General features: G+C 55.1%; 25 protein-coding genes and 2 pseudogenes. 10 read left to right on the top strand and 17 right to left on the bottom strand.

Annotation, left to right across the window (positions count from 1 at the left end; all coding sequences use genetic code 11):
• The 6 genes and pseudogenes from PV433_RS06100 to PV433_RS06075 form a co-directional block, all read right to left on the bottom strand.
• A pseudogene (locus PV433_RS06100) lies at window positions 1-583 on the bottom strand (hypothetical protein); the annotation flags it as partial.
• Between the two features lie 459 nt (window positions 584-1042).
• Window positions 1043-1429 carry a LytTR family transcriptional regulator DNA-binding domain-containing protein gene (locus tag PV433_RS06095; protein ID WP_190931418.1) on the bottom strand — a complete coding sequence of 129 codons (387 nt, stop codon included), beginning with the start codon at window positions 1427-1429 and terminating at the stop codon, window positions 1043-1045.
• Window positions 1430-1490: 61 nt separating this feature from the next.
• Window positions 1491-1610, bottom strand: a complete 120-nt coding sequence (locus PV433_RS06090; protein WP_190931419.1) for a cyclic lactone autoinducer peptide — start codon at window positions 1608-1610, stop codon at window positions 1491-1493.
• Window positions 1607-2134, bottom strand: coding sequence for an accessory gene regulator ArgB-like protein (locus PV433_RS06085; RefSeq protein ID WP_190931420.1), 528 nt, complete (start codon window positions 2132-2134; stop codon window positions 1607-1609). Before PV433_RS06085 ends, PV433_RS06090 begins: the two co-directional genes overlap by 4 nt.
• Window positions 2127-2768, bottom strand: a complete 642-nt coding sequence (locus PV433_RS06080; protein ID WP_332071291.1) for a hypothetical protein — start codon at window positions 2766-2768, stop codon at window positions 2127-2129. The genes PV433_RS06085 and PV433_RS06080 overlap by 8 nt, the downstream gene beginning before the upstream one ends.
• A 245-nt stretch (window positions 2769-3013) precedes the next feature.
• A complete protein-coding gene (locus tag PV433_RS06075; RefSeq protein ID WP_332071290.1) occupies window positions 3014-3832 on the bottom strand; it encodes a phytanoyl-CoA dioxygenase family protein in 819 nt (272 codons plus the stop codon).
• Between the two features lie 130 nt (window positions 3833-3962).
• Between PV433_RS06075 and PV433_RS06070 the strand changes: the two genes are divergently transcribed.
• Window positions 3963-4838 carry a helix-turn-helix transcriptional regulator gene (locus PV433_RS06070; protein ID WP_332071289.1) on the top strand — a complete coding sequence of 292 codons (876 nt, stop codon included), beginning with the start codon at window positions 3963-3965 and terminating at the stop codon, window positions 4836-4838.
• Window positions 4839-5221: 383 nt separating this feature from the next.
• Here PV433_RS06070 and PV433_RS06065 read toward each other — a convergent pair whose 3' ends face one another.
• The 3 genes and pseudogenes from PV433_RS06065 to PV433_RS06055 form a co-directional block, all read right to left on the bottom strand.
• Window positions 5222-6058: an alpha/beta hydrolase gene (locus PV433_RS06065; protein WP_332071288.1), complete on the bottom strand. Its 837-nt coding sequence runs from the start codon at window positions 6056-6058 to the stop codon at window positions 5222-5224.
• A 759-nt stretch (window positions 6059-6817) separates the two neighbouring features.
• Window positions 6818-7183: pseudogene (locus tag PV433_RS06060) on the bottom strand (ABC transporter substrate-binding protein); the annotation flags it as partial.
• The gene (locus PV433_RS06055) at window positions 7123-7473 is read right to left on the bottom strand and encodes an iron chelate uptake ABC transporter family permease subunit (protein WP_332071293.1); all 351 of its coding nucleotides are present in this window, start codon (window positions 7471-7473) and stop codon (window positions 7123-7125) included. The gene PV433_RS06055 and the pseudogene PV433_RS06060, both read right to left, overlap by 61 nt.
• Before the next feature lie 605 nt (window positions 7474-8078).
• On the opposite strand from PV433_RS06055, the gene PV433_RS06050 reads away from it, so the two are divergent.
• The 8 genes from PV433_RS06050 (at window position 8079) to PV433_RS06015 (ending at window position 14894) form a co-directional block, all read left to right on the top strand.
• A complete protein-coding gene (locus PV433_RS06050) occupies window positions 8079-9071 on the top strand; it encodes an ABC transporter substrate-binding protein (RefSeq protein WP_332071287.1) in 993 nt (330 codons plus the stop codon).
• A 66-nt stretch (window positions 9072-9137) separates the two neighbouring features.
• A complete protein-coding gene (locus tag PV433_RS06045) occupies window positions 9138-10148 on the top strand; it encodes a FecCD family ABC transporter permease (protein ID WP_332071285.1) in 1011 nt (336 codons plus the stop codon).
• The gene (locus tag PV433_RS06040; protein WP_332071284.1) at window positions 10145-11185 is read left to right on the top strand and encodes a FecCD family ABC transporter permease; all 1041 of its coding nucleotides are present in this window, start codon (window positions 10145-10147) and stop codon (window positions 11183-11185) included. Before PV433_RS06045 ends, PV433_RS06040 begins: the two co-directional genes overlap by 4 nt.
• Entirely contained in the window at window positions 11185-12069 is an 885-nt protein-coding gene (locus PV433_RS06035) for an ABC transporter ATP-binding protein (protein WP_442951483.1), read from the top strand. The genes PV433_RS06040 and PV433_RS06035 overlap by 1 nt, the downstream gene beginning before the upstream one ends.
• Window positions 12050-12631, top strand: a complete 582-nt coding sequence (locus tag PV433_RS06030) for a nitroreductase family protein (RefSeq protein WP_332071281.1) — start codon at window positions 12050-12052, stop codon at window positions 12629-12631. The genes PV433_RS06035 and PV433_RS06030 overlap by 20 nt, the downstream gene beginning before the upstream one ends.
• A gap of 95 nt (window positions 12632-12726) precedes the next feature.
• The gene (locus tag PV433_RS06025) at window positions 12727-14277 is read left to right on the top strand and encodes an AraC family transcriptional regulator (protein ID WP_332071280.1); all 1551 of its coding nucleotides are present in this window, start codon (window positions 12727-12729) and stop codon (window positions 14275-14277) included.
• A gap of 219 nt (window positions 14278-14496) precedes the next feature.
• Window positions 14497-14769: an AraC family transcriptional regulator N-terminal domain-containing protein gene (locus tag PV433_RS06020; protein ID WP_332071279.1), complete on the top strand. Its 273-nt coding sequence runs from the start codon at window positions 14497-14499 to the stop codon at window positions 14767-14769.
• Entirely contained in the window at window positions 14766-14894 is a 129-nt protein-coding gene (locus PV433_RS06015; protein WP_332071277.1) for a hypothetical protein, read from the top strand. Before PV433_RS06020 ends, PV433_RS06015 begins: the two co-directional genes overlap by 4 nt.
• 164 nt (window positions 14895-15058) lie before the next feature.
• Here the strand turns inward: PV433_RS06015 and PV433_RS06010 are convergent, their stop codons facing one another.
• From PV433_RS06010 to PV433_RS05990, 5 genes are all read right to left on the bottom strand, one after another.
• On the bottom strand, window positions 15059-15718 hold the full coding sequence (locus PV433_RS06010; RefSeq protein WP_332071276.1) for an SGNH/GDSL hydrolase family protein: 660 nt from the start codon (window positions 15716-15718) through the stop codon (window positions 15059-15061).
• A 225-nt stretch (window positions 15719-15943) separates the two neighbouring features.
• Entirely contained in the window at window positions 15944-16885 is a 942-nt protein-coding gene (locus PV433_RS06005) for a dihydrodipicolinate synthase family protein (protein WP_332071275.1), read from the bottom strand.
• 1309 nt (window positions 16886-18194) lie between these two features.
• Window positions 18195-19382, bottom strand: coding sequence for an aminotransferase class I/II-fold pyridoxal phosphate-dependent enzyme (locus tag PV433_RS06000; RefSeq protein ID WP_332071274.1), 1188 nt, complete (start codon window positions 19380-19382; stop codon window positions 18195-18197).
• 193 nt (window positions 19383-19575) lie between these two features.
• The gene (locus PV433_RS05995; protein ID WP_332071273.1) at window positions 19576-20670 is read right to left on the bottom strand and encodes a site-2 protease family protein; all 1095 of its coding nucleotides are present in this window, start codon (window positions 20668-20670) and stop codon (window positions 19576-19578) included.
• 23 nt (window positions 20671-20693) lie between these two features.
• Window positions 20694-21065, bottom strand: coding sequence for an arsenate reductase family protein (locus PV433_RS05990; protein ID WP_332071272.1), 372 nt, complete (start codon window positions 21063-21065; stop codon window positions 20694-20696).
• Window positions 21066-21239: 174 nt separating this feature from the next.
• On the opposite strand from PV433_RS05990, the gene PV433_RS05985 reads away from it, so the two are divergent.
• Window positions 21240-21416: a hypothetical protein gene (locus tag PV433_RS05985; RefSeq protein ID WP_332071271.1), complete on the top strand. Its 177-nt coding sequence runs from the start codon at window positions 21240-21242 to the stop codon at window positions 21414-21416.
• Here PV433_RS05985 and PV433_RS05980 read toward each other — a convergent pair.
• The 3 genes from PV433_RS05980 to PV433_RS05970 are packed head-to-tail and all read right to left on the bottom strand — an operon-like array spanning window position 21404 to window position 25646.
• A complete protein-coding gene (locus PV433_RS05980) occupies window positions 21404-22375 on the bottom strand; it encodes an RluA family pseudouridine synthase (protein WP_332071270.1) in 972 nt (323 codons plus the stop codon). The two genes, PV433_RS05985 and PV433_RS05980, sit on opposite strands and share 13 nt — an antisense overlap.
• Window positions 22372-22944 carry a cob(I)yrinic acid a,c-diamide adenosyltransferase gene (locus tag PV433_RS05975; RefSeq protein ID WP_332071269.1) on the bottom strand — a complete coding sequence of 191 codons (573 nt, stop codon included), beginning with the start codon at window positions 22942-22944 and terminating at the stop codon, window positions 22372-22374. The genes PV433_RS05980 and PV433_RS05975 overlap by 4 nt, the downstream gene beginning before the upstream one ends.
• Window positions 22941-25646, bottom strand: coding sequence for a cobyric acid synthase (locus tag PV433_RS05970; RefSeq protein ID WP_332071268.1), 2706 nt, complete (start codon window positions 25644-25646; stop codon window positions 22941-22943). The genes PV433_RS05975 and PV433_RS05970 overlap by 4 nt, the downstream gene beginning before the upstream one ends.
• Window positions 25647-25655 lie beyond the last annotated feature (9 nt).

Below are 25655 nucleotides of genomic sequence, written 5' to 3'. Positions count from 1 at the left end.
TCGTCGCTCCGTTTACCGCAAATCCGCCGATGACGGGGGACGTATTCCGGTACCATTGGTAACTTAGCGTTCCTTGGCTGACAGTCGCATACACGCTTAAGGTGACGCTGCCCCCCTCGTTCACCGATTGGTCCAACGGCTGTGTCGTAATCGTCGGCGCCGCCGCATGCGTCAGCGCGTTAACGGTAACTTTAGCCAGATCGCTCGTTACTGTGGAGATCTGATTGACCGTCGCGGCCGAGTCCGTATTCGTCACGACGACGTAGTAATAATCGTCCCCGACCCCCGCCATCGTTTTCGTTAGCGTTGCACTCGTCGCTCCGTTTACCGCAAATCCGCCATAAACGGGGGACGTATTCCGGTACCATTGGTAGCTCAGCGTTCCTTGGCTGACAGTCGCATACACGCTTAAGGTGACGCTGCCCCCCTCGTTCACCGACTGGTCCTGCGGCTGCGTCGTAATGACCGGAGCTTCCGCGTCAAGCGTTGCCGCATTGGCCAGCGGCAGCGCCCCGGGTATCATATGGAAAACCAATAGCAAAGCCAGGCCCACTACAAATACGTTCTGAAAGCAGTTGCGCATACCATTCCCCCAAGTTCTGAATAGAGCAAAAGAATCCCGTTGATCCGTGCAAAAGAGGATAACAGAACAGCCCAGCTCTGAAACGAAAAAAAATGTGAACCCAACAAAACTCATCGGAGCATGAGCGGTTCGCTCTACCCGATGAGTTGGTCTCACAAGCAGCAATTACCGGCCAAACGTCCCACTGGAAGGAGCTCGCGTGGAGCGGTTCGGAAAGATTCCTCAAATCCGACCGGTTGGAGGCGGTCCTCTCTCCTTGGTTCGTTTGGCTCAGGTAGTTATTCAACGATGGAATTGATACCTATTACACATAGTAAAGCAGTATTTTGCGAATAGATAGTGACAGATGTCACGATTTTGTCACATGACAATATTACATTTTATGGTAAATCATTCTCTCCTATTACATTTGAACGAATTGGAACAAAGGGGATGGTTCTGGTTTAGAGAAGGCACAGCTTACGAGGAAGGGTCCGAAGCTTCCTTGTTGTTCGTCTCGATCCACTCCCGAAGCTGTTTGCGGACTTGATTTTTCTCGAAATTCGAGATTGTTGCAAATTTACTGTTATTTGTAAATTCAGGCTCAAAAAAAACGACCGCCCGATGCTCATCGAACCCTCGTATTTTGTGGATATTCACCAGATTCGTCCGGTCCAGCTTGCGAAATCCGATTGGAACCAGATGCGATTCCAGCGTAATGATTTTCGGAATTAACGGATAGAATGTCCCGTCGATCGTATGAAAAATAACGCTACGATTGTCGCTCTCGACAAAGACAACGTCCTTTATATCCAGATATATGATTTCACCGGCATTCGCGGGATCTTTCGTTACAGGATAGATCATAGATTCGCTCCGTTAAGAGAATTGGCTGCCCGACATGGAGTTGGGCAGCCGATGAAGACTACTATTTCAGTTGCTCTGGTACTTCAGGACGGTGAGTTACAGCAGGAGAGGCTGTCTGTACAAAATAAACCGAAATTCTTTCAAGAACAAACGATACTCCTCTTGCAATAATGGACCTCATGACTTCACCTCCCTTCTTAGCGGCAGCAACAAGACCCCTTGCACTATAAACACGATAGCCAGAATTGATGAATGCCATAAAAGATTTGATCCAACAATAAGAACTGAAACAATTTTCATAATTGGGAAATACTTCTCTGGCATTCGTGCATATCCTCGTATATTAGCAGGTGCAAGTATGAAGATAAGCAGAAGGCTAACTGCTGTGCATATCGTTATCCAGTGATCTGACAGAGAGACATGTGGCGGAATCGAAATGATAAGGATTGAAACTACTGTACAAACATTGGCTGACTTAAAATGAAATCCTCCTGACGCCAATCGAAGTAATGTAAATGCCAATACAGAAAACAAAGTTCCGGAAAATTGATTTGTAATCCATCCTATTGTAAGAGAAGCCACAACTGGGAGTGCATAATTAATAACTATGATTAGCCCGTACTTCAAAACTTCGACATGTGCTGTGTTTTGTTCATCGGCCCTTTTGATCTTGTTTGCAATCTTCCCAGCTAAAGCTTCAATCATAAGAAAACTCCTTCTTACGAGCGAAATAGAGCAACAGCATAAGAACTATTGTTGAAACTAGAAATGCTTCTGTACTTTTTGTTGCGAGAAAACTATAAGTTGCGAATTGAATATTACCTAAAATTATCAATACCAGTAACCAGAGATTAATGCCACGAAACTTGACACGTACTAACTCAAAATCCGGGATAAACGAAAATCCGAGCCTACGTTTGTGAACAAACCAGCCTATAAGTAAAGTCACAACTATTGTTGCATTTTGGAGAATCGAAAAATACGGTGTGGATATTAACTCTTGAAAGGTAAGACCCGCACCTTTCATAACAACGATGAACAAAATTTGAATAAAAGCATACCCATTGTAACCATAAGTAGTCATTAGTGCCGCATAGAAAAGATGGACACGAAATACTTGCCATGTACAGATGATTACCAGAGGAAGTTGAATAACAGGCGCCAGCGGACGTAAGTCCAACACGTCAAAAAGAACGTAAGAGAGGAAAGATAGCAGAACCGAACATAAAATAATTTGACCCCAAAACCCGCGGTACGGAAACTTAAACATCGCAAATGTCAGTATAAACAGAGCAAGCCATTCCAGTGATGAAAAAAGTAGAAACCGCATAACTTCCATATGGACTGCCCCTATCGGAATCATTTCCCATTATATGAATTTATCGTCATGTGAATTCGCTTTCATTATACTCCTTAATCTTCCATTTTTAAAGTTAATTTTTGGTATTTTACTGTCATTTTAATAATAATATTGTCAATATTTTGTCGTTATCACCTCCTTTCAGGCTGCAGAACGCCCAAAAAGACCGGGTACGAAGTCGCTGTTCGACATGTACCCGATCTCAGGGATATTCGGCTATCTATTTATTTGCTATAAACGACCGGAAAATGCTCGCCGGCCAATATCTCTCCCGGCTTCACCTCGACGTACTCGTGCATGACATGACCCGAAGCGGGCTCATACCGGGTATGGCCGGGCATATAGTGCACCGCGATCGCTCTTCGCTTCATCTGCGAGCGGTTATGCGGACTGCCGTGCCAGGTCAGGCAGTGGTGGTAGCCGACCTGCCCCTTCTTGATCTCGAACGGAACGGCTTGGATAACGGCGTCCGGGGGCAGCAGCTCCGGCTGCTTATGGTACGGCTTGAACTCCTTCGTGCTGGCCAGATGCTTCATATGATTGCCCCACTTGTGACTGCCCGGCACCATCCACATGCAGCCGTTCTCGATAACGGCATCGTCAAGCGCAACCCAGGCGCTGACAAGATCCGCAGGCTGGATGATCGGCCACAGCGGATGATCCTGATGCCAGCCCGTCGGGCCTCCGGATACCGGCGGCTTATACTGGACCTGATCGTGCCAGATGCGGACCGTACCGGTTTTGCACAGCTGGGCGATTTCCTCCGTAAGCACCGGATGACAGGCATGCCGGAAAAACAAATCGCTCGCCATCCAGATGTTGACGATCTGGACAACCTTTTCATTGACGCTCATCTTCATGTTGTCGTACAGGGACGTCTTCCCGAGCATGTTGTGGTTCAGGACAGGGCGCCTGACCGTTTTCCCCTCGATGACCAGGTCCAATTCCTCTCGAAGCCGCTCCACCTCGTCGTCGCTTAGAATGACGGCTCCTTTCAAATAACCGTTCGTTTCAAATTCCGCCAGCTGCGCTTCCGTTAACATCGCTTCCCCCCGCTTTACATCGAATATCCGTACACGCTAAGCTTATAGCAGAACAGCTCCGGTGTATTTGCAACTGTCCCACCGATTATTTGCAATTATTCCATATAGCCGCTAGTGGGGAGGAAACCGCATGAATATCGGGAATCTGTGGGGCACGACCCCAAGCGTCAATTTCGCCTCCAGATCGGTTACCGACTCGGCCCAACAATGGGGACCGCGCCTGATCCCGGACTGCCAGTTTTATTATGTCGTGTCGGGCCGAGCGGATCTGCAGTTGGGACCTGATCCGTATGAGGTGCATCCGGGGGACTGCGTGTTCTACGGCACGGACAGTCCGCATATATTGCGGGCCGACCCGGGAACCGACTATTACAGCCTGCACTTCGCCTGGCATGCCGACTCCCCCGCTCCCGTACACCCGGCGGGCGGTCTGAGGCACGATGCAGCGCTCGATATGTCGGGCAAGGCGCAGGAGTACGGCGTGTATGCGGAAGGCTTCGGCCATGTGAACGTGCCTCACCGGTTCACCGTTCCCGGCATGCAGCCTCTGCTGCAGCGGATCGTCAACGAATATACGCAGGAGCAGCCGGGCTATCCGTACATGCTCCGGGCGCTGCTGATGGAGCTGCTCGCCTTTGCAATCCGGCATTTTGCCGACCGCAGCCATACTCCGAGGCGGAGCGGCAAGATCGAAGCCGCACTTGGGGCGATGAGAGACCAGCCCGGCAAAAACTGGTCGGTTGCTGAGCTGGCCGGCCTGTGCGGTTACCACCCGAGCCATTTTGCCAAGCTGTTCAGCTCGGAAATCGGGACCAATCCGAAGTCGTACCTGATCAAGGAGCGGCTCAGGCAAACCAAGCAGGCGCTTCTAAGAGGCGAGAAGCTGGAAGCGCTCGCCGATCGGCTCGGTTATACGAGCGTCCACTATTTGAGCAGTCACTTTAAACGGGAGACCGGTCTAACGCCAAGCGAATTCAGGCAGCAGGGGGCGAGGATTGGTACGTGAGGGAGGAGATTGAGGCAAGTCGCCTCGGACAACAAGAGGAGCGGAATCGTCCGGAAATCCGGCGGAGGTTGCGGGGTCCTGACAAGATCGGCACGATACGGTGATCGGATGGCGAGGTATACAGCCGGCGGATACGAAAATCCGGGAACGGCCGGCAAAGTTTCGCCAGAGCGCTGACGAACCGGAGCCAGTACCGATACCATTTTCGGTAACAGGAGCAAGAGCACGAACTAGACAGGTATCAGAACAGGAATCAAAATAAGAACCAGAACAGGAACGGCAGCAGCCGGAGCATAGTCGGAGCGGACCTGCCGCTCCGCTCCGGGTTTCATGCTCCAACGAATCTGTCTAAGCCGCAAGCGCGGCCCCGATCCTTCCTAAAGTTACCCGAAATGCTCCAGCAGAAAGTCGACCAGTTCGCCGGGGCGCACCGGATCGGACGTATGGCGAAATACGAACGGAATGCCATACTCGTCATACCGCTGCTTCAGCACGTAACCGTGCATCGGATGGTGAATCACTTCGCCGACAGGCGCTTCCGCCGGAATGCGCGGCAAATCGAACACGAAATCGTAAATCATAACGATCGGGGGCGCCGCCTCCGACATGAAATTAATCGCCGACGCTTCCTCCGCCAGCTTCAGTACGTCCGGACGATACAGCTCGTCGACCGAAGGAATGCCGTAAAACATCGCGATATTCGGCTGAATATGCGGACCTTCGTATATCCCCTCATAAAACCGCTGGTCCTTGGACACTTGCGTGCCGTATCCGATGAAGGCGCACACGGCCGAGGACGTCCGCTCCACCGGATCTTCGCTGTCCGGCTTCGCGAGATTCCCTTTCAGCGCATTCCACAAGGCGATGTGCCCCCCGGCCGACGAACCGGACGAAGCAATCTTATCCGGGTCGATCTTCCACTCGGCAGCTTGATTCCGGACGAACTGGATCGCCCGCGTACCGTCCTCCATCGGAGCCGGGAACGGATCAGTCGTAATGAACCGATAATTGCACGTGACAACGGAGATTCCGGCCTCCAGACATTCCTTCATAAGAGCCGTCGATAGAAAAACCGACTTGTCTCCGTGCACGTATCCGCCGCCATGGAAGAAAATCAATACCGGAGTCGGCTTGCCGTCTTCGCGCAATACCAGATACGCATCCAGCACGTTTCTCTCATACGGGCCGTATGCCACGTCCTTGTGCTCTACCACTTTCATAAGTTCGTTCAACCTTTCGCAAATTGATAGGCAGGTTCGGAGCCAGCGTGTAGCTTGCTTGAACATGTTTGAACCTGTACATCTGTCTATTAACCCCCTATATTATAGCAGAGAACGGAGAATATTTTCAGAAAAGAGAGAAAAAAAGAACAGCAATTCCTACGGGAAATTGAAGCGGGCAAATCTCACGTTAGTGCATGGGGGAAGCGGGAATAGGTATCTTCGCTTCGGTCGCCCGCCTACGGTTTCGGTTGCCGCTTCCGGGTCATAGCGGCAGCAGCCGCCTTTCGGTAAGAGTCACATACTCCCCCCCTGCAAACGGCTGCTTAACCACGCGAATTAGTAGGGGCATCACCCAGTCACCCAGCGGGAGGTTTGACGCATGGATCGGTTAAGGACCAACTGCTTGGGCTGAGCGTATGGTGAAACAAACCGCTTCCGGAAGTTTTGTTTCCGTTATTTGCTGTTGGCAGCAGAAAATCGACGCATAGCGGAACTTTTTGTTCCGTTATTTGCCATATAGCCGCCTCTATCCCCCTAAATATCCGAGTTAACGGAAACTAAACTTCCGCTATAGTGTGAAAGTTGTATGCGTTCCGGAAATAACGGAAGTCACGCTTCCACTTTACGATGGATGAACCGGTGATTCCGCGGTCCCAAACTATATGCACCCCTTATCCACCGGCGACTCCAATCCTAAATCTCCATACACCAAAAAACGGACCCGCTACGGTCCGTTTCTCTCATCCCTTGTCTGCCTTACAGCTTATCCGCATATTTCGTCAGATCGTCAATCAGCAAATTCGCCGAGCGGATGCCGCCGGACAAGTTCCATATGACCTCTTCCACCTTAAACGCCATGTTGGTTTTGGCGACGTTCAGGTTTTTGTACAGCGGGTCCTTCATCCACTCTTCCTGATTTTTCGTGTCGCCCTTCTCATCCGTGTAGTCCGCATTAAAATAGTACATAATGTCCCCGTCCATATCCGCGATCCGTTCCTTCGTGATCACTTCCATGAACTGCTCCTTGTCCTGCGCCGCCGGACGGGCCAAGCCGATATCTTTCAAGATGACGCTTGCGAACGTATCTTTCTGGTAGATGCGGACCGCCTGGGGCAGGAAGCGATCCAGATGAGCGTGCCGAGAGCCATACCGCTGCCCAAGACCGTAATCGCCATAACGATAAACAGGACCGCGCCGGCATTAACGCCAAGCACGGACGGCGAAGCGAGCGGGTTTTTGGTCAGCACCTGCATAAGCGCTCCCGCCACGGCGAGACTGGCTCCGACTGCCGCGCCGATCAACGCGGACGGCAGCTTGACAGTCCGGATCATCAGGTGATCGTTAGTCCCATTAAAATGAAATAAAGCCTCCCACCATACAGATAAGCTGAACCGCTGAATGCCCAGCGTCATACTCGCCAGCATGCCGGCAAGCATAAGCGTCAGGAGAGGGAGCAGCACGAGCAGTTTGGCTTTGCGGCTTGTGATTAGGCTTGCCACGCTAGATGAACCCCTCCAACCGCCACTTCGGTATTCCGCCTCTCCGTCTCCGGAAAAGCTTAATTAAGTAATTTGTGATAAAGATTATCAATCTCATTAACATTATAAAGGAGCGCCGTCAGCATTGCCATATACGCGATTGCCCGTTTTACATGGACGCTATTGCCCGTGCGCCCTTGGTGCAAAGCCGGAACCAAGCCTGAGGGAGCGCCCCGGGGCAGACCGTTGTGCCGGTCGATCACGGCCAAGCGGTCCGCACACAAGCCGCTTCCGTGCGATACATTCCATTCCCATCCAGCCGCAGCCCGGCGGCGGGAAATCCCTCGTTTACCGATCGCTTACGGATAAAATAAGTCAACGAAACGGATAAAAGCGGACATGTACAAATTTAAATTTCGCCGTTTATAATGATATTGATTATTATTATCAATTACATATTGCTTGGCATTCGCATTCCTATAGAGATGATTCGATCATCAGCTGTGGTTGCCTTGCTTGAACAAGGAGGAAGAAAGAGAATGAAAGCTTTTCATCTGATGCTCGCTTTGGTGATGACGCTGGCACTGGCGGCCTGCGGCACATCGCCAACGACAACGAACGGAAGCGCAAGCGGCCCTTCCGCTCAGCCGGCAGCTGCCGCGCCTCAAACGGACGAGGGAGAAAAAACGATTAAGCATGCGATGGGGACCACAACGCTCAAGAAAAAGCCCGAGCGGGTTGTCGTTCTTTTCAACGGCATGACGGATATTACCGCTCATCTGGGCGTAAAACCGGTGGGATCGGTGCAGTCCTGGGAAGAAAAACCCTGGTACAACTATCTCCGCGCCAAAATGGAAGGGGTGAAAGATCTGGGGGAAGAAACGCAGCCGAATATCGAAGCGATCATCGGGCTGAAGCCGGATCTGATTATCGGGACGAAAACCCGTCATGAGAAAATTTACCCGCAGCTGAGCAGCATCGCGCCGACGATTATGACGGAAGAGATTTTCGACTGGAAGGCGAATGTGAAATACGCCGCCGACGCGCTGTACATAAAGGAAGAAGGCGACAAAATTCTCGCGGATTGGGATAAGAAGGTTGCTGAATTCAAGCAGAAAGCAGGCGACAAGCTGGCGAAGACGGAAGTGTCCATCGTCCGCTTTGAGAGAGACGGCAGCGCCCGCTTCTACGCAACCGGATTTGCCGGCACTATCTTCAAAGAATTGGGCATAGGGCGTCCGAAAGCGCAAATTCTCGAGCCCGGCAAGGCGGTTCTGAATTTGACGACCAAGGAGCAGATGTCGCAGCTGGACGGGGACTACATTTTCGATATTACAAGGCTCAACTCGGAAGAGCCGGCGGTCGAGAAATCGCAAAACGACTGGACCTCGCACCCGCTCTGGAAAAATCTGAAGGGCGTCAAAAACGGCAAGTACTTCAAGGTCGATACGATTACGTGGAACCTGGCGGGAGGCTCGATGGCCGCACAATCGATGCTGGCCGACCTTTATAAATATTTCGACATTAAATAAGGAAATACGTAGAGGAATGAGCGGCAGGATCGTTCATTCCTTTATGAGCGTAGGGAGACTCTCAAGATGAACCTTAATCAAACCAACTTATGGAGAGCCGGCTGGCTGTCGGTTTTCGTCCTTATTTTGCTCGGCTGCTTCGTCGCGAGCATTCTTTTCGGCTCCACGAGATACGAATGGTCGGCCGCATGGGCGTCGATTGTTCACTATGATGAGCATGTGAATGATCAAATTATACTCCGCACGACCAGACTGCCGAGGGCTTGCATGGCGTCTGCCGTCGGAGCCAGTCTGGCGATTGCCGGGGCGCTGATGCAGACGCTCACCCGTAATCCGCTGGCTTCGCCAAGCGTGCTGGGGGTGAATGCGGGCGCCTCCTTCCTGGTTGTGCTGGCGGCGGTTACTTTCTCCGTTTCGTCGCTGCAGGTGCTGATGTGGACCGCTTTTATCGGGGCGGCGCTGGGCGCTGTCACGGTTTATATGCTGGGTTCGATCGGGAGGGACGGTCTGACGCCGCTTAAGATCGTGCTGGCCGGCGCTGCGATGACGGCGCTGTTCTCCTCCTTCACCCAAGCCGTTCTCGTCTTGAATCAGCAGGGGATCGGTACCGTACTCTTCTGGCTGACGGGGACGATCGCCGGGCGCTCCCCCGATTTCCTCATCACGGTGCTGCCGTATATGGCCGTCGCCTGGGTAGCCGCCTGGCTGATTTCCAAAGATATGAATGTGCTGCAGATGGGGGAAGAAACCGCCAAAGGCCTGGGGCAAAAGACCGTGCTCGTCAAATCCCTGGCAGGCCTCTTCATTGTCGTACTGGCGGGCTGCTCGGTATCGGTTGCGGGTCCGATCGGTTTTATCGGTATTGTCATCCCGCATATTTCGCGGTTTTTCGGCGGCCTGGATCACCGGTGGGTCATTCCGTATTGCGGGGTGCTCGGCGCGATTCTGCTGATGCTGGCTGACATCGGCGCACGGTTTATTGCGATTCCGGAGGAGATGCCGGTCGGGGTGATGACCGCGATCATCGGCGTTCCGTTCTTCGTCTACATCGCGCGGAGGGGGTTGGCCCAATCATGAAGCCATATAACACCGTCCGGTTCAAGGGAGGCGTCGTCTCTTTTCTGGTGCACCGGAAATCTCTTCGTATCACGCTCCTGCTGCTCCTTGCTTGTATCGCCGCAGCGATTATCAGCACCGGGCTCGGGGAAATGGTGATTTCTCCCCTGAATGTTTTTCGCAGCCTCTTCGGCATGGGGGCGGAAGACCATACGATGGTGATTCAGAAAATCCGTCTTCCCCGCATTATTGTAGCGATGCTGGTCGGCGCTTCCCTGGCGGCGGCAGGCGCGATTCTGCAAGGCATTATTCGCAATCCGCTGGCTTCGCCGGATATTATCGGCGTCACAGGCGGGGCTTCCGTCGGAGCAGTGACGTTCCTGACGTATTTCCTTGGCACCTTCAGTATCCGCTGGCTGCCGGTTGCGGCGATGCTGGGGGCGGCTGTCGTGTCCGTCATCCTCTACGTTCTCGCCTGGAAAAAAGGGGTTACGCCGGTTCGGCTCGTACTGGTCGGCGTCGGGATGGCCGCCTTGATGTCGGCCGCGACCACCATGATGATCGTGTTCAGTCCGACGAATGATCCGGCGCAGGTGTACCTGTGGCTGACGGGCTCGGTGTATGCCTCGAACTGGGAAAATGTGCTCACCGTGCTGCCCTGGACGGCGGTGCTGCTCCCGCTCGTATTCCTGATGGCCCGGCATGTCAACATTGGACAGCTCGGGGACGATCTCGCGGCCAACGCCGGCAGCGCGGTGGAACGTAATCGCCTGCTTCTGCTGCTGATCAGCGTCGCGCTGGCCGGTTCGGCCGTTTCCGTCGCGGGCGGCATCGGCTTCGTCGGTCTGATCGCGCCGCACATGGCCCGGAAGCTGGTCGGCTTCAGCTTTGAAAACGTGCTGCCCGTCTCGGCCTTGCTCGGCGGTACGGTGGTCGTGCTGGCGGATCTTGTCGGGCGCACGTTGTTCCTGCCGCTTGATATTCCGGTCGGGGTATTCACCTCTGCCGTCGGAGCGCCATTCTTCATTTATTTGCTGTACACGAAACGGAATTCATGATGGGAGCGGTGGCTGTGAATATTCTGGAGACCAAGGAGCTGCTTTTGACTTACGGGGACAAGAGCATTATTGAAGGGCTGAGCCTGTCGATTCCAAAAGGCAAAATTACCGTGTTCATCGGCGCGAACGGCTGCGGCAAGTCGACGCTGCTCCGCTCGATGGCCCGCCTGTTAAAACCGGCCAAAGGAGACATTATTCTGGACGGCAAGCTGATCTCCCGCATCCCGACCAAGGAGATTGCCAAAAGCTTGTCGATTCTGCCGCAGGGGCCGATTGCGCCGGAGGGACTGACGGTGTTTCAGCTTGTAAAACAAGGGCGGTATCCGTACCAGAACTGGCTGAAGACGTGGTCGGAGGACGACGAGCGCCATGTACGGGAGGCCATGCGCGTAACCAAAATGGCGGAGCTGGCGGGCAGCGCGGTGGACTCCTTGTCGGGCGGCCAGCGGCAGCGGGCCTGGATTGCAATGACGCTCGCTCAGGGCACGGAGACGATTTTGCTGGATGAACCGACCACGTATTTGGATATGGCGCATCAAGTGGATATTCTGGATCTGTTGTTTGAGCTGAATGAAAGAGAGCAGCGTACGATCGTCATGGTGCTGCATGACTTGAACCTCGCTTGCCGCTACGCGCATCATCTGGTGGCGGTCAAGGATAAGACCGTCTATGCGCAAGGCAAACCGGAGGACGTGATCCATCCCGAGCTGGTCCGGCATGTGTTCGGCATGGAATGCGAAGTGCTGCACGATCCGTTCTACGGCACACCGCTGTGCATACCGAGAGGAAAGGGGCGGCATACCGACGCCTTCAAGGCGAACGAAGCACAGAAGGCGCAACGCGAAACGAGAGGGGAGATTGCAGATGAGCTTATCCGAATCTAACTGGACTCAAGCCGGTCCGATCGCCAAGATCATTAAAGAAAGAAGAACGATCCGACTGTTCAAGGACGACCCGGTTCCGGACGAATTACTGCTGGAGCTGTTGAATGTAGCGGTTTGGGCGCCGAATCATGAGAACAGACAGCCCTGGCGGTTTCTCTTGTACAAAGGGGAAGGGCGGGCGGCTTTGGCGGATGCGATGCTGCAAACCTACTCGGGCGAAGACCGGGAACGATACGGGAAGCGCAAGCGGGATTATTTTCTGGAGGTGCCTGCTCATCTCGTCGTGGTGCTGAAGGAGGATACGCGTCAAAAGCAGTGGGATGAAGACTACGCGGCCGCCTGCGCGCTTATCCAAAACTTTCAGCTCGCCGCATGGGAACAAGGGGTCGGCGTCGTATGGAAAACGAATCGCTATAACTACGAAACGAATTTCCGGGAAGCGATCGGCATTTTGCCGGAGGAGAAGATCGTCGGGATTCTGCATATCGGATATCCGGCAGTCATCCCTGCCGTACAGAAGCGGACGCCTGCGGAAAACCTGCTGACGATTATCGATAAATAATTGCCTAACCCCTTTTCAAGTCGAGAATGAGCCTTTATAATTTGTGATAACGATTCTCATTATCACTTTTCCGAGTTGCAAAGGGGGATTTGTCCATGCTTCCGGCTTCGGGCTCCACATTCGCTTCCGTCTATCTGTCTTCGATCCGCAAACGCCGGTATCACAAACGGAACACGCTGCTGACCAGGACAAGTCCGGGCGAGCTGCTGGTCGTGGTGATGGAGGGCGAGGGCCACCTCTATACCGAGCTTCAAACCGTTTCACTTAAACCGGGACAATGCATCCGGCTGACACCCGGTCTGACGTTCGAGGTGCTGCAAGAATCGGACGTTCTGGAAGTGTATCTGCTCGCCGTCCGTGAGATGGCCTTTATCCGGCGCAAAGGGGGATGGAGCTGTACGCCCCGGACGACGGTACAACCTTCGGGCAGGCTGTTTTCCGTCATGCTGAGGCCGGTGCCGGATGACATGGAGCGCCTGTACGAGGAGAGCAAACGGTGCGGGGGAGCCGACGCCGAACTGCAGCTGAACTTCCAGCGATTGCTGTACGAATGGAATGAGCAGCTTGGTAAGCAGGAGGCAAGCGGGAAAGCGGCGGTTCCCATTGACCGGACGCTAAGCTATATGCATAAGCATTACGGGGAGAAGATCAAGCTGGAGACGCTGTCGAACCTCGCAGGCCTTACGCCTACCTCGTATTCGAGGAGCTTTAAGAAAGCGAGAAACATGTCCCCCTTTGAATATTTGAACCAGATCCGTATCGATTCGGCCAAGCAGCTGCTGGAGCAGAATGGCTACTCGGTCAAAACGGCCGCCAGCGCTGTCGGCATAGGCAGCGAGTTTTATTTCAGCCGGATGTTCAAAAAAACGGTGGGCTTATCGCCGACGCTGTATATGAAAAGAAGACAGTTGAAGGTTGCATCCGCTTCCTGTTTTCTGTACAAGGATTGCTTGCACTCTTTGGGCATCGAGGACGCCTTTGAGCTAGACGGGTATCTGTGCATGCGAAAAGCTGAAGGCGAGCTGCCGGTGGAAGTTCAACTGGAGCAAATGCGGGAATTTCACCCGGATGTCATCCTGGCCGATGCCAGGCACCTGCCTCTCTATGAACGGTTGAAGCAGATCGCGCCTACAGTCGTCCTTCATCCCAGTATGGACTGGCAAAAGGTCTATATGCGGTTAGCCGAACTGGTAGGCAGGGAGACGGAAGCGAGACAGATCTGCCGTCAGCTTGCCGACCGGATAAAGACGGCGAGGGAACGGCTCGCTCACTCCGTCGGCAATCAAACAATTTCCTTTATCCGGCTGCAGCACGGGATCATTCGGATTCAAGGGAGCGTGGACCATCCCTTGAGCGAGCTGCTGTACGCCAATCTGGGATTGCAGCCGGGCAACTGCGTGCCGCGGAACCAGAGGATCAAGGACGTAACGCCGGACAGCTTGACGCCGTTTGAAACGGACCACTTGCTGGTCTACCAGGATTCGGCGGCGGACAGCGAACTGCTTAAGGAAGCAACCTGGCATAACGCCGTGGAGGTTGAACATAGCCATGTCCATTTCATCCCGAACTGGGTGCGTATGAGCTGGTCGCCGAACGGGCAGCACCAGATTATCGACGTGTTGGAGAATGATGCTGCATTCTGCTAGGGGAATCCCTTTCGGCTCGGGTCTTGCGAGCCGATTTTTTTGTGTCTTTACGGTTCTGTAATCCATCCTCCACCCCTGATTCACGCGTGACCAGGTTAAAGCGCTCGGTTGTGTACGTTCCTCCAAGGGATGGAGCTTATCTTCTTACAAACTCCCGGTTGATTCGCAAAGTCGTCCGCGAAGGAGCCCGCTATAAACGTCTCGCATACCGTCTCCTGCATGATGACTTCCGTCAAACGATACGACTATCCGATCACCCGCGGCGGCCTGCGGCCCTTTGTCGTCTCCCGCCCTTCTATTTGTTACATTTTGCAAGGCTCCGGTACGATGCTCGTTGAGGATGCCGAGTACGAGATCAAGCCCGGCGGCTGCTTTCTGCTGTCCTCCCCGATGAAGGTCGAAGACCCGGAGCGTCTTCTCGTCGTATGGAGCGATCCGGAGGCGGTGGAGAAGCTGAATGATGATCCGCTATGGCAGGAACTTTCGCGGTGAAGGAGCGGCAGGTCAATATTTCGGACAGCGTCGAATGGGACGCTTGGGGGCCGCTGGGGCGGGAACGTACGATCCGCGCTTGCGTGGACTATTTTGCGAAGCTTGTGAAAGGGACGAAGCTTTAAATGACAAAACCTCCAACTTCTCCGTATCTGCAAAGTCGGACGCAAGTGAAGGCTGGGCATGCGCCCGCATCTTCCAAGGCGCACCTTACCCGGACTTTGCAGCGGGATTGAGTTGGAGGTTTGTTTCTGATGATAAGACACTTTACGATCGGAATTGCCGCTTGTTAACCTCGTGAAACAAGTGCCGCCACCTGGGCTCCCGCTTCCTGCATCGTGTTCAGCCACGTCGTCGCCATCAGCATATCACCCAGCGTCGTCATATGCACGCCGTCCGTCGTGAGCGCCTTGCCCGTTCCCCGCCGGAGGAAGCCGATAAACGCTTCATGAGTCGGCACCAATACGGCGCCGAACTCGGCGGCCAACCGGTCCACAATAGCTACGTACGGCTGCAGCATCCGGTTGCCTGTCGAGTCGGGAATCTCCTTGATGATCGTAGGCTGCATCAGGATAAGCCGGCTATCGCAATTCTCCCTGACTTGCCGAAGCAGCTCACGGTACACCGCTTCGAATCGGTCTGGCAGTACTTGCTCCGCATCCGGGGAATCGAGCTGCCGCCACACGTCGTTAATGCCGATCGACACCGACAGCCAGTCGGGTTGATGATCGAGCACGTCCATCGTCCACCGTTTCTGCAGATCGGTTACCCGGTTGCCGCTCGTCCCCTCGTTGATCACCGTCAAGTTCAGCTCCGGGTTGTTCGTTGCGAAGTAATCGTGGAGCAGCCGAACGTATCCCCCGCCCAGCTTCAGCGGATCGGTTTTTCTTCCTTTATCGGTAATGCTGTCTCCTATAAAGACGATCTTATCGTTGCTGCGAAAATTCATGTGCCTGCCCCTTCCTTCATACCGTTAATGAATGATGAATGAGTATAAGAGGTTGTTCAAAAAGTCCACTTTTGATCACGAAGCCTACTCATCGAATATGGAATTCAGCCGGAACTTCCGGTGCTCACAAAAGCTGCCACTACGCTCCGCTCCTCATTTCCTAGCTTCATCCCATCTTCTCGGTGCTGAAAACCGGACTTTTTGAACTCGCACTATAAGTGCGTCTTACGCTTTGGCGTAAACCGGACGCGGCAGCGAGATATGTTCCCGAATCGCCTGCTCCGTGACCGCGAGCTGGTTCACCTCAAGCTTGCGTGTTGCCGTAAAGGTTGACGCGTCTTTGCTCCGGCAGGTCAAAGCGATTGGCAGGCCGAGCTGCTGCTGGTAATATTTCGCGTTCACCGGATAGATCTGCAGCTCGATTAACGAAGCGGTGCTTAGAAAAGCTTGAAGTGTTTCGGCTTTTTGCGGTTCGGCGCTCCAATTGCGTGTCAGCCATACGTACAGGTCCGGATGCATATTCGCCATCACGCCGCTGAATCCGGCCGCTCCCAGTCTAAGCGAGGCGAGCAGCGTCGCCGTATTGGCGTTGAACAGTTTCAGGCTGCTGCCTTTGACGGCTTCCAGCTTGGCTTCGATCTCCGTTTCGCTGCACGACGTATCTTTCAGGAACAAAAACCGGCCGGTCGAGGCGCACCAGCTCAGCACCTGAGGGCTCAGAAGCCGTTTGTACGGATACGGGCACTCGTAAAGGCCAAAGCTGACACCCGGAACGTTCTCGAGAATCGTCTGGGCGCGGCTGATCCACATCTCGTCGGACTCCTCTTCCTTGGCAAACCGGTTCGTGACGATCACGAACGCATCGATGCCGGTTGCGGCGATTTGCCTGATTTCCTCGATCTGCCCTTCCAGGTCGTCCGAGACGTGCCCCGAGGCGATTACCGGAACCCGATTACCCGCTTTCTCCTTGACGAACCGGGCCATTTTCACGCGCTCCTCCAAGCTGAGGAAAAACATCTCGCTCGATTGGCATACCGCAAAAAGCCCGTCTACGCCTTGGCTGATATACCATTCGATCAGCTGCTCCAATCCGTTGTAATCGACTTGCTTGTCTTCCGTGAAAGGGGTGATCATCGTAGGCCATACTCCGTTTGCGATCTCTTTCAATCTCGTCATCTCCGCTACGTTTTATTGGATATCGTTAAGCTTGGAACGCCCGCATCCGGCAATAGGCCGCAGCCCGTCCTGAATACGAGGCATATCGCACCAGCTTCGGGGGTTAGTATGTTCTTGTATAAAGAACAATGTTCACGTAAATTCGTAAATGTTGCCGACGAAGAGGTGCTTCTGTCCGTCCTGACTGCATTCGGGCCTGTCACCAAGCCTATGTCCCCATTCGCTGTTCATCTTCTGGATTAAACTATACAGTTACTCCATTATCCGGCGATTGAGTTCTCATATGCAGAACAACGTTCTTCACAATCTATATTAGCTTTTTTTGATTTGTTTATCAATCCCAAATTTCTAACCATGCCCGGCTGCAGACAACAGTCTGTTGTGTCGGAATGAAGGGAGCGCGTCCTCGTGGAAGGCATCTGATCAGTAGCTGAGGGCTAAGGGGAGATGGATGGAGGCGGACAGCGCAGCGGGTCAAAGCGGCTGGGTGACTAAAAAAAGCGGGTTGCCGGCATCGGCACGCAGCGAATATGGTGATCTGGTAGTCCGGTGATCTGGTGATCTGGTAGTCTGGTAGTCTGTAGTCTGTAGTCTGTAGTCTGTAGTCTGTAGTCTGTAGTCTGTAGTCTGTCGTTCGGGCCTCATTTTACTTGGGCGTGATAATTCTAAGAAGGAGCTGAGAATCATATAGTCCGTCCACTAGAAGCTGCTAAATGACTAATTGAGTCACTACTCAAGCAACCTGCACCTGGTGAGATTCAAATTTACGCTTGTTCCGCGCTCGTTCTGCTAGGTACTGTGCTTTTGGCTTTGGTTTTTTGGAGGTTGGGGTTGGGGTTGGGGTTGGGGTTGGGGTTGGGGTTGGGGTTGGGGTTGGGGTTGGGGTTGGGGTTGGGGTTGGGGTTGGGGTTGGGGTTGGGGTTGGGCTCTTGGCTCTTGGCTCTTGGCTCTTGGCTCTTGGCTCTTGGCTCTTGGCTCTTGGCTCTTGGCTCTTGGCTCTTGGCTCTTGGCTCTTGGCTCTTGGCTCTTGGCTCTTGGCTTTCAACTTCGGCTCCTGGTTCGCACGATGGAATACATCCTGACTGCCGCCGACCGGCGAAATTCCCGGAATATGCCTGCCGTCTGCTGCGCACAACACCAACAAAGCCTTGCCCCAGCATCACCTGGAACAAGGCTTGTCCCGCACCGCACGCGGCGCCCGTTCATCCGCCCGCAGCCATCCTTGGATGATCCGCACTGGCGATGCCTACCTTTCACGTTCGACACGTTCCGATTCGCTCCATCTTTTCACGCTAGCACATTATGAACGGCCTCCCCGTTCGTGCAAAAAACGACCGATTCGGCGTACCGCCTCCGCGAGCCGATCCTCTTCCTGCACGAGCGCAATCCGGACAAAGCCTTGTCCCTGCTCGCCGAACGCGTCTCCCGGAATAACGACAACGCCTGCGGAAAGCAGCATTTCCCGGGAAATTTGTCGAGATGTCCAGCCTGCCGGAATCGGCACCCAGATGAACATTGTCGCTTTTGGCTTCGGCACATCCCAGCCTACAGAGCGAAGACCCTCCACCATAATATCCCGTCGTCGCTCGTAAACGGAAGCGACCTCCCAGCCGGAACCCGAGGCGTGATCGTCCAGCGCCGCTATGCCGGCTTCTTGCACAGCTGCGAATACGCCGTAATCGATATTCGACTTGAGCGTGCGCAGCGCCTGCACCGCCTCCTTGTTGCCGACAAGAAAAGCGAGCCGGCAGCCGGCCATGTTGAAGCTTTTCGACATCGAGTGAAATTCGACGGCGATATCTTTGGCGCCGGGAACTTCCAACACGCTTCGCGGCCGAAACCCGTCGAACGCCATCTCGGAATACGCCGCATCGTGTACGATCAGCAGGTCGCGCTGCCGCGCATACTCGACAAGCTCCTCGAAAAACCCGATCTCCGCCACCGCCGCCAACGGATTGCCGGGGTAGTTAAGCAGGATGAATTTGGCGCGCGCCGCCGTCTCCTCCGGAATCTCGTTCAGACGCGGGAGGAAACCGTTGTCCGCACGAAGCGGCAGCAAGTAAGGCGTCACACCGGCCAAAACAAGACTCGCCGAATAGATCGGATAGCCCGGATCAGGCACAATTGCCACATCGCCCGGATCGGCGACAGCCATCGCCAAGTGAGCCAAACCGTCCTGAGACCCCATCAGCGTCGTTACTTCCGACTCGGGATCGAGCCGGACCCCGAACCGGTAGTCGTACCATCGGGAGACGGCGCTCCGGAACGCCAGCGACCCTTCCGAGGTCGGATAACCGTAGTTGCCGGGATTCGAGGCCGCCTTCGCCAACGCTTCCATCACTCGCGCGGAGGGAGGCCGGTCCGGGCTGCCGATGCCGAGATCGATGATATCAAGTCCTTTGTCAGCCGCTTCCCTCTTCCATTCCGCTACTTCCGAAAAAATAGCCGACCCGAGTAACTGCAGCCGGCTTGATCCGATTCGTTTCATATTCCCAACCCCAAACTTAGCAGCTGTTGCTACATCCCGCAGTCAGGCCTGCTGTTATTCTGCCCCCGATCTATCGGGCAGCTCGTCCCAAATCGAAGAAACGCTCTTTGGCGAAACTTCGCTACAATGATTAATAAGATAGACCAAAGAGATCGGCCAAACGCTCGGCTGAATCCTTTATGACGTTTACCGTTTACTTTCTTAACGATTGGAGGAAGCCGCCTTCGGAAGCCATCAAATTTTGCACCAGATCGAGCATAAAGAACAAAGCAATCGCCAAAGCACCGTATCCGAGGCCGAATTTCCAGCGTACCGCATTCGGCACTTTATAGTAATTCTCATTTTCGTGAGGCTCATAGTCGATCTGGTAGCGAAGGACGACCATTTTCGGAGACTGCCGCCAGCGCCGCTCGACCTTTAATCCGGTAACGGACCGGATCAGTCCCTGTTCGAGCATCTTCACAGGCTTCACAGCGCCTGCTTCCTCCCACTCGATCTCGACCCACAGCTTCCCCTCCATATCCGAGTAGGCGCGGTAAGGAAGCTCTACGTTTTCCCGGAACGGCTTCAGCATCCAATCTTCGCCCGGGATTTCCTCGTACGGCACTTCGATCTTTCCCCAGACCGAATAGTCCGCCGTCCTGCCCCGGTACATCACATACTTCGAGAACAAGTCCCATACGAACAGCAGCCACAGGAAAAAAAACAGATACGACCGCAAATAAATAACGACGAACAAGCCGCCGACCGCCCCTGCTACCCAAAGCCACCTGGTTACCGTGGAAGCGATGCGTCCGCCGTCCAACGGATGGATCGGCAACAGATTGATCAGGTTCAGCGTAAACCCGATATACGCAATCGCATAAAACATCGCATGACCCGACACCAGCCCGATCAGAAACGACACAAACGCTCCGATCGTACCGAGCAGCGGGCCTCCCATCGCTACATAGGCTTCCGTCTCCGCATCGCGGGGATTGCGCTTCAGCATGATCAGCGCGCCCAGAAACGGGATAAAAAAAGGAGCGGTCACCGGAATCCCCTTCTGCCGGGCGGCCACCACATGACCGAGCTCATGGACGAGCACCATAATCGTCACGCCAAGCGCAAACTCCCATTGATAAAACCAAGTATAGATTGCCGTAGCGACGGCCATGCTGAGCAAAGCCCCGCTTTTCTTCCCCAGCTGCAAAAACCGAAGCAGCGCTTTGATTCGTGCGAGCAAAAACGTACCGACCGCGCCCGGCGCCCGGCGTACGCTCCAATTTTGTTTCGTCTGTCGCTTCAACGAGCCGCCCCCTTTTCTCTCTCTTATACGCGGTTCCAGACACGCTCGTATTCGTCTTCTTTATAACCGACCGTTACATGCTCCCCATCATAAATGATCGGACGTTTAATCAGCCGGCCGTTCGAGGCGAGCAGCGCAATCATCTCTTCCTCGTTCATTCCCGGCAGCTTGTCCTTCAGGTTCATTTCCTTGTACACTTCTCCGGACGTATTAAAAAACTTCTTTAAAGGAAGCCCGCTTTTGCCGATGATCTCGGTCAGCCGTTCCGCCGAAGGCGCCGTCTCGAAAATATTGACGACTTCGTCCGGCACTACGCCTTTGTTCCGGAGCGATTTCAAAGCGTCCCGGCACGTTCCGCATTTCGGGTACAAATAGGCGGTTATCCGTGTACTCATCAGTCTTTCCCCTTCCAGTCTCAAATAGCCTTTCTAATTATACATGAATCGGACAAACAATAAAGAGTCGCTTGACACAAAAACCATAAAGAAACCCGCCAAGCAGCGGATAATTTTCGACAGATGTTGGAAACGTAAGCGGAGGAAGAGACATCCAATCGGGGAGGATACGCCATGAACTTGAAAATGGGCTTCAAAACGATCGCCGCGGCTACCGCCGCCTTGCTGCTCCTGACCGCCATTACAGCCGGATGCGGCGGCTCTGCCTTGCGCCAGCAGGATGTCGGCTCGAGGGACGACACCCAGGGCGGCAAAGGCAAATTGCACAAAGGCGATCTTCATTCCAAATGACCGGACCTTAGCCGGGCGAGAAGCCCGGTCAAGTCCGGCGGCAGAGCAGCTTCGAACCGGACTGGTCCGCGCCCGGACGGATGCTCGAAGCCGAGCGTGGAAGCATGGAGCGCATGACGGCCGAGGGTCTCTCCCTCGGCTGTTTCATTAGAATCTGCGGAATAGGCCGCAACCCGCCGCCCTTCTTCGTCCGTCCCGTACATCTCGTCTCCTAGCAGCGGATGGCCGATATGATTCATATGGACGCGGATCTGATGCGTGCGCCCCGTCTCCAGCTTCAGCCGGACGAAAGTTGCCGCTTCCCCGTACCGTTCCAGCACCTCATAATGCGTGACCGACGGATAACCGGTCGGCGTGACGATCCGGACATGCGGCGATTCGGGATCGCGGTCGATCGGACCTTCGATGGTCCCCCTGTCCTCCGGCACATTGCCGCGCACAACGGCTATATACCATTTATCAACGGCGCCGTTCTGCATCTGCTCGGAAATAAACTGGTGGGCGTACGGGTTTTTGGCGATCGCGAGTACGCCAGACGTCTCGCGGTCCAGCCGGTGCACCGGCCGGAACCGGACTTTCTCCCCCCGCTGCTGCCAGTAATACACGACCGCATTGGCCAGCGTATTCATATAGTGACCGTGTGTCGGGTGGACGATCATCCCGGCCGGCTTGTTGACGATCAGCAGATGCTCGTCCTCGTCGATCACGTCGAATTCGATATCCTGCGGCAAAATATCCTCGGATTCTTCTTCCTCCATGCGAACCTCGACCACATCCCCGGCCTGGACGCGCACCGACGTATACTTCCGCTCTCCGTTGACGGTGATCCCCTCCGGAGTCAGCTTCAGACGGGACAGGAGCTTGCGGGACAGCTGCATCCGGTCGCGGAGAATATTTTTCAGCATCATGCCGTCCTCATCAGACGGCACGATGTAAGTAAGCGGCTCGTAATAGCTCATCTGGACTTGCGGCGGAATACTTCGGGGCTTCGTTCGTATTCGACATCCGGCACGCCTTCTCGGAAATTGGCCGTGCGGGCTACCGTGAAGAAGAAATCGGACAGCCGGTTCAAATACCTGCGCACCTCTTCATTAATCTCCGCCTGCTTGGACAAGGTGACGACTCTCCGTTCCGCTCGTCGGCATACGGTCCGGCAGACGTGAAGCAGCGCCGAAGCCTGCGAGCCTCCGGGCAGGATGAACCGGGTAATGTCCGGTGTCTCCGCATCGTACTTGTCGATCCACGTCTCCAGACGGTCGACCATCTCCGCGTTCACTTTGTAAGGACGCAGCTCCGGCTTGAGCAGAGCGAGGTCCGACCCGCAGTCGAACAGCTCCTGCTGGACCAGCTCGAGGTCGGCTTTCAGGTCGTCCATCGTGCCGCTGGTCATCACGCTGATCGTCTGCCCGACGAAGCAGTTCAGCTCATCCGTCGTGCCGTACGCCTCCACCCGGACATCGTCCTTATCGACGCGTCCTCCGATAACGCCTGTCTGCCCTTTGTCGCCCGTTCTTGTATAAATTCTCATTCGTTTCCGCTCCCTTCGTCGCTTCCTTCTATCATCGCATAGATTCGGGCCATATCCAAATGGCTCCTGACATGATCGGCCAACCGGTCAAAGGCGGCCTCGCGTTTGCTGTGGAACTGGAGCTGCCCGTCAAGAGGCGCCCAGCCTTTATCCGTACGGATCTCGTTAATCCAGACCCGCCGAAGCTCGTCGTTGTGCAAAATGCCATGAACGTACGTGCCCCACACTTTCCCGTCCTCCGACATCGCGCCGTCTTCATGGTACGATGCCGCAAGCTCGGGCGCATCGTGAATCCGGATGGAGAACGGACGCCGGACATCCTCCACAAATACCGTCCGGCCCATATGAATCTCGTAGCCTTCGACGGGAAGAGCCCCCCTCCCGGCTCCCGGCCAATTCGCCGACCCGCTGACCCGCTCGGTCCGTTTATCCGGCGTAAACGTCGTCTCGGACGGAAACAGCCCGATGCCCGGGAGCTCTCCGGTATCCGATTCGATCCGATCCGGGTCGAGCAGACGGCGGCCGAGCATCTGGTAACCGGCGCATATGCCGATCAGCCTGCCGCCCTCTTGCACATGCCTGCGGACGCACGCCTCCAAGCCGTTTTCCCGCAAAAACTTCAAGTCGTCCACCGTGTTTTTGCTGCCAGGTAGGATCACGGCGTCCGGCTCTCCCCAATCGGATACGCCGGAGACGTACCGGACGTGAACATCCGGCTCCTCGAACAACGGATCGAAGTCGGTGAAGTTGGACAACCGCGGCAGACGCAGCACTGCCACATCGACCTGCCCTTCCCGCTTCGGTCCGGACGGCCGCTTCGCATCGAGCGAGGCCGAGTCTTCATCCTCCAAGCCGAGATCCGGCAAGTATGGGATTACGCCCAGCACCGGCTTACCGGTACGCCGCTCCAGCCAATCGAGTCCCGGCTTCAACAAGGTAACGTCGCCGCGGAATTTGTTGATGACGAATCCTTTGACGCGATCCCGCTCCTCCGGCGTCAAAATGTCCAGCGTACCGACGAGCGACGCGAAAACGCCGCCCCGGTCGATGTCGGCGATCAGCAGCACAGGCGCATCCGCCCAGCCGGCCAGTCTCATGTTGACGATATCGCGGTCTTTCAAATTCACTTCCGCCGGGCTCCCTGCCCCTTCGATGACGACAACGTCGTAGCGGCGGCGCATCCGCCCCAGCGCTTCCTTGACGATCTCCTGCGCTTCGCCCAAATATTTCTCCCGGTACGTCCTAGCGTCATAATCGCGCAGCGGCTTGCCGTGCACGACAACCTGGGATACCATGTCCTTTTTCGGCTTCAGCAGAATCGGGTTCATGTCGGTCGTCGCCGCGATGCGGCAGGCGTCGGCCTGCATCCCTTGAGCGCGGCCGATCTCTTTGCCGTCCGGGGTCACATACGAGTTCAGCGACATGTTCTGCGACTTGAACGGGGCCACTTTCCTGCCGTCCTGCAGCAGGATGCGGCACAGCGCCGTCGTCAGGATGCTTTTGCCCGCATCGGACGAAGTGCCCTGGAACATAATCGTAGGCGCAAGCGGCGCCGAGTCTCCGGACTTAGGAATGCCTGAATGCTCCGTTTCGGCTGGCGGAGCTTCATGGGCCGCAGGCTCTCCGTTTATCCGCAGCGCTTGGGCAAGACGCGTGATTAACGTCTCGTTGTCCTCCCGGAGACGGACCGCCACGCGAAAGTACGAGTCGTTTAAGCCGGGGAACAACGAGGCGTCCCGGATCAGCACCCCAAGTTGTCCCATGAGGTTTTGGAGCGTCTTGACGTCTATCCCCAAGCTTTCCGGAATGGAGACGAGCAGAAAGTTAACGTCGCTAGGAAATACGTGCAATCCGAGCGATTGCAGCCCCTGCACCAGCCGCGGCCGCTCGTCCTCCAGCCATCGCCGGGTCCGCTCGGCATACTCGCGCTCGGCAAGCACGGCCTGACCGATCCACTGCGCCATCGTATTGACGCTCCATGGCACCTGGAGCTCCTTCATCGCCCGGATCTCCTCCGGATGTGCAACCATAAATCCGAGCCGGATGCCCGGTATCGCATAAAATTTCGTCATCGAGCGGAGCACATAGAGCCCTTTGGTTGCCGACGCCAGCCGGATCAGACTGACCGCTTGCTCGTCCGGCGCGAAATCGACGAACGCTTCGTCCAGCACGAGCGGAATCCGGTCCTGAACGAGCCGGTGAAGCATAGCCGGGTCCGCCATTTTACCGGTAGGATTGTTCGGATGGCCCAGCAGGAGCAGGTCGGCGGAGGCTGCCGCCTGACGGAGCGCCGTCTCGCTTAAAGCGAATCCGTTATCCGGGGATAGCGGGATGTCGACAATCCCGCCGCCGATTTTCCTCACCGCTTCCTCGTATTCCGAAAAGGACGGCCTTGCAAGACCGACGGACTCTGGCTTCAGCGCCCGTACGGTCAGGTCGATCAGTTCGGCGGCCCCGTTGCCGACCAGAATGCTCGCTTCCGGTATTCCGTACTTCTCCGCGAGCGTACGGCGCAATTCCCGCACCGCCGGATCGGGATAACGGGCCAGCTCCCGCCAGCGTTCCGCCAGCAGTTTCCCGACTGCTCCCGGAGGGCCAAACGGGTTCATATTGGAGCTGAAGTCGAGGAATCCGTCCGCCGGCAGTCCATAAAGCGATTCCGCCGTCGTTAAATCTCCCCCGTGTCCGTATCGTTCCAGCATACTTTCTCT

The sequence above is a fragment of the Paenibacillus sp. GYB004 genome (genome assembly GCF_036577605.1).
Taxonomy (GTDB): domain Bacteria; phylum Bacillota; class Bacilli; order Paenibacillales; family NBRC-103111; genus Paenibacillus_AB; species Paenibacillus_AB oceani.
The sequence above is the reverse complement of the archived record's forward strand: the minus strand, read 5'-3'. Positions and strand labels throughout refer to the sequence as shown.

Coding starts and splice junctions, on each gene's coding strand:
- PV433_RS06070 (WP_332071289.1), top strand. CDS start 3,963: ATGAATATCGGGAATCTGTGGGGCACGACCCCAAGCGTCAATTTCGCC.
- PV433_RS06035 (WP_442951483.1), top strand. CDS start 11,185: ATGGGAGCGGTGGCTGTGAATATTCTGGAGACCAAGGAGCTGCTTTTG.
- PV433_RS06030 (WP_332071281.1), top strand. CDS start 12,050: ATGAGCTTATCCGAATCTAACTGGACTCAAGCCGGTCCGATCGCCAAG.
- PV433_RS06085 (WP_190931420.1), bottom strand. CDS start 2,134: ATGATTGAAGCTTTAGCTGGGAAGATTGCAAACAAGATCAAAAGGGCC.
- PV433_RS06025 (WP_332071280.1), top strand. CDS start 12,727: ATGCTTCCGGCTTCGGGCTCCACATTCGCTTCCGTCTATCTGTCTTCG.
- PV433_RS06080 (WP_332071291.1), bottom strand. CDS start 2,768: ATGGAAGTTATGCGGTTTCTACTTTTTTCATCACTGGAATGGCTTGCT.
- PV433_RS05990 (WP_332071272.1), bottom strand. CDS start 21,065: ATGAGTACACGGATAACCGCCTATTTGTACCCGAAATGCGGAACGTGC.
- PV433_RS05985 (WP_332071271.1), top strand. CDS start 21,240: ATGAACTTGAAAATGGGCTTCAAAACGATCGCCGCGGCTACCGCCGCC.
- PV433_RS05970 (WP_332071268.1), bottom strand. CDS start 25,646: ATGCTGGAACGATACGGACACGGGGGAGATTTAACGACGGCGGAATCG.
- PV433_RS06075 (WP_332071290.1), bottom strand. CDS start 3,832: ATGTTAACGGAAGCGCAGCTGGCGGAATTTGAAACGAACGGTTATTTG.
- PV433_RS06045 (WP_332071285.1), top strand. CDS start 9,138: ATGAACCTTAATCAAACCAACTTATGGAGAGCCGGCTGGCTGTCGGTT.
- PV433_RS06020 (WP_332071279.1), top strand. CDS start 14,497: ATGATGACTTCCGTCAAACGATACGACTATCCGATCACCCGCGGCGGC.
- PV433_RS06010 (WP_332071276.1), bottom strand. CDS start 15,718: ATGAATTTTCGCAGCAACGATAAGATCGTCTTTATAGGAGACAGCATT.
- PV433_RS06065 (WP_332071288.1), bottom strand. CDS start 6,058: ATGAAAGTGGTAGAGCACAAGGACGTGGCATACGGCCCGTATGAGAGA.
- PV433_RS06095 (WP_190931418.1), bottom strand. CDS start 1,429: ATGATCTATCCTGTAACGAAAGATCCCGCGAATGCCGGTGAAATCATA.
- PV433_RS06055 (WP_332071293.1), bottom strand. CDS start 7,473: ATGACGCTGGGCATTCAGCGGTTCAGCTTATCTGTATGGTGGGAGGCT.
- PV433_RS06000 (WP_332071274.1), bottom strand. CDS start 19,382: ATGAAACGAATCGGATCAAGCCGGCTGCAGTTACTCGGGTCGGCTATT.
- PV433_RS06090 (WP_190931419.1), bottom strand. CDS start 1,610: ATGAGGTCCATTATTGCAAGAGGAGTATCGTTTGTTCTTGAAAGAATT.
- PV433_RS05980 (WP_332071270.1), bottom strand. CDS start 22,375: ATGAGCTATTACGAGCCGCTTACTTACATCGTGCCGTCTGATGAGGAC.
- PV433_RS06040 (WP_332071284.1), top strand. CDS start 10,145: ATGAAGCCATATAACACCGTCCGGTTCAAGGGAGGCGTCGTCTCTTTT.
- PV433_RS06050 (WP_332071287.1), top strand. CDS start 8,079: ATGAAAGCTTTTCATCTGATGCTCGCTTTGGTGATGACGCTGGCACTG.
- PV433_RS05975 (WP_332071269.1), bottom strand. CDS start 22,944: ATGAGAATTTATACAAGAACGGGCGACAAAGGGCAGACAGGCGTTATC.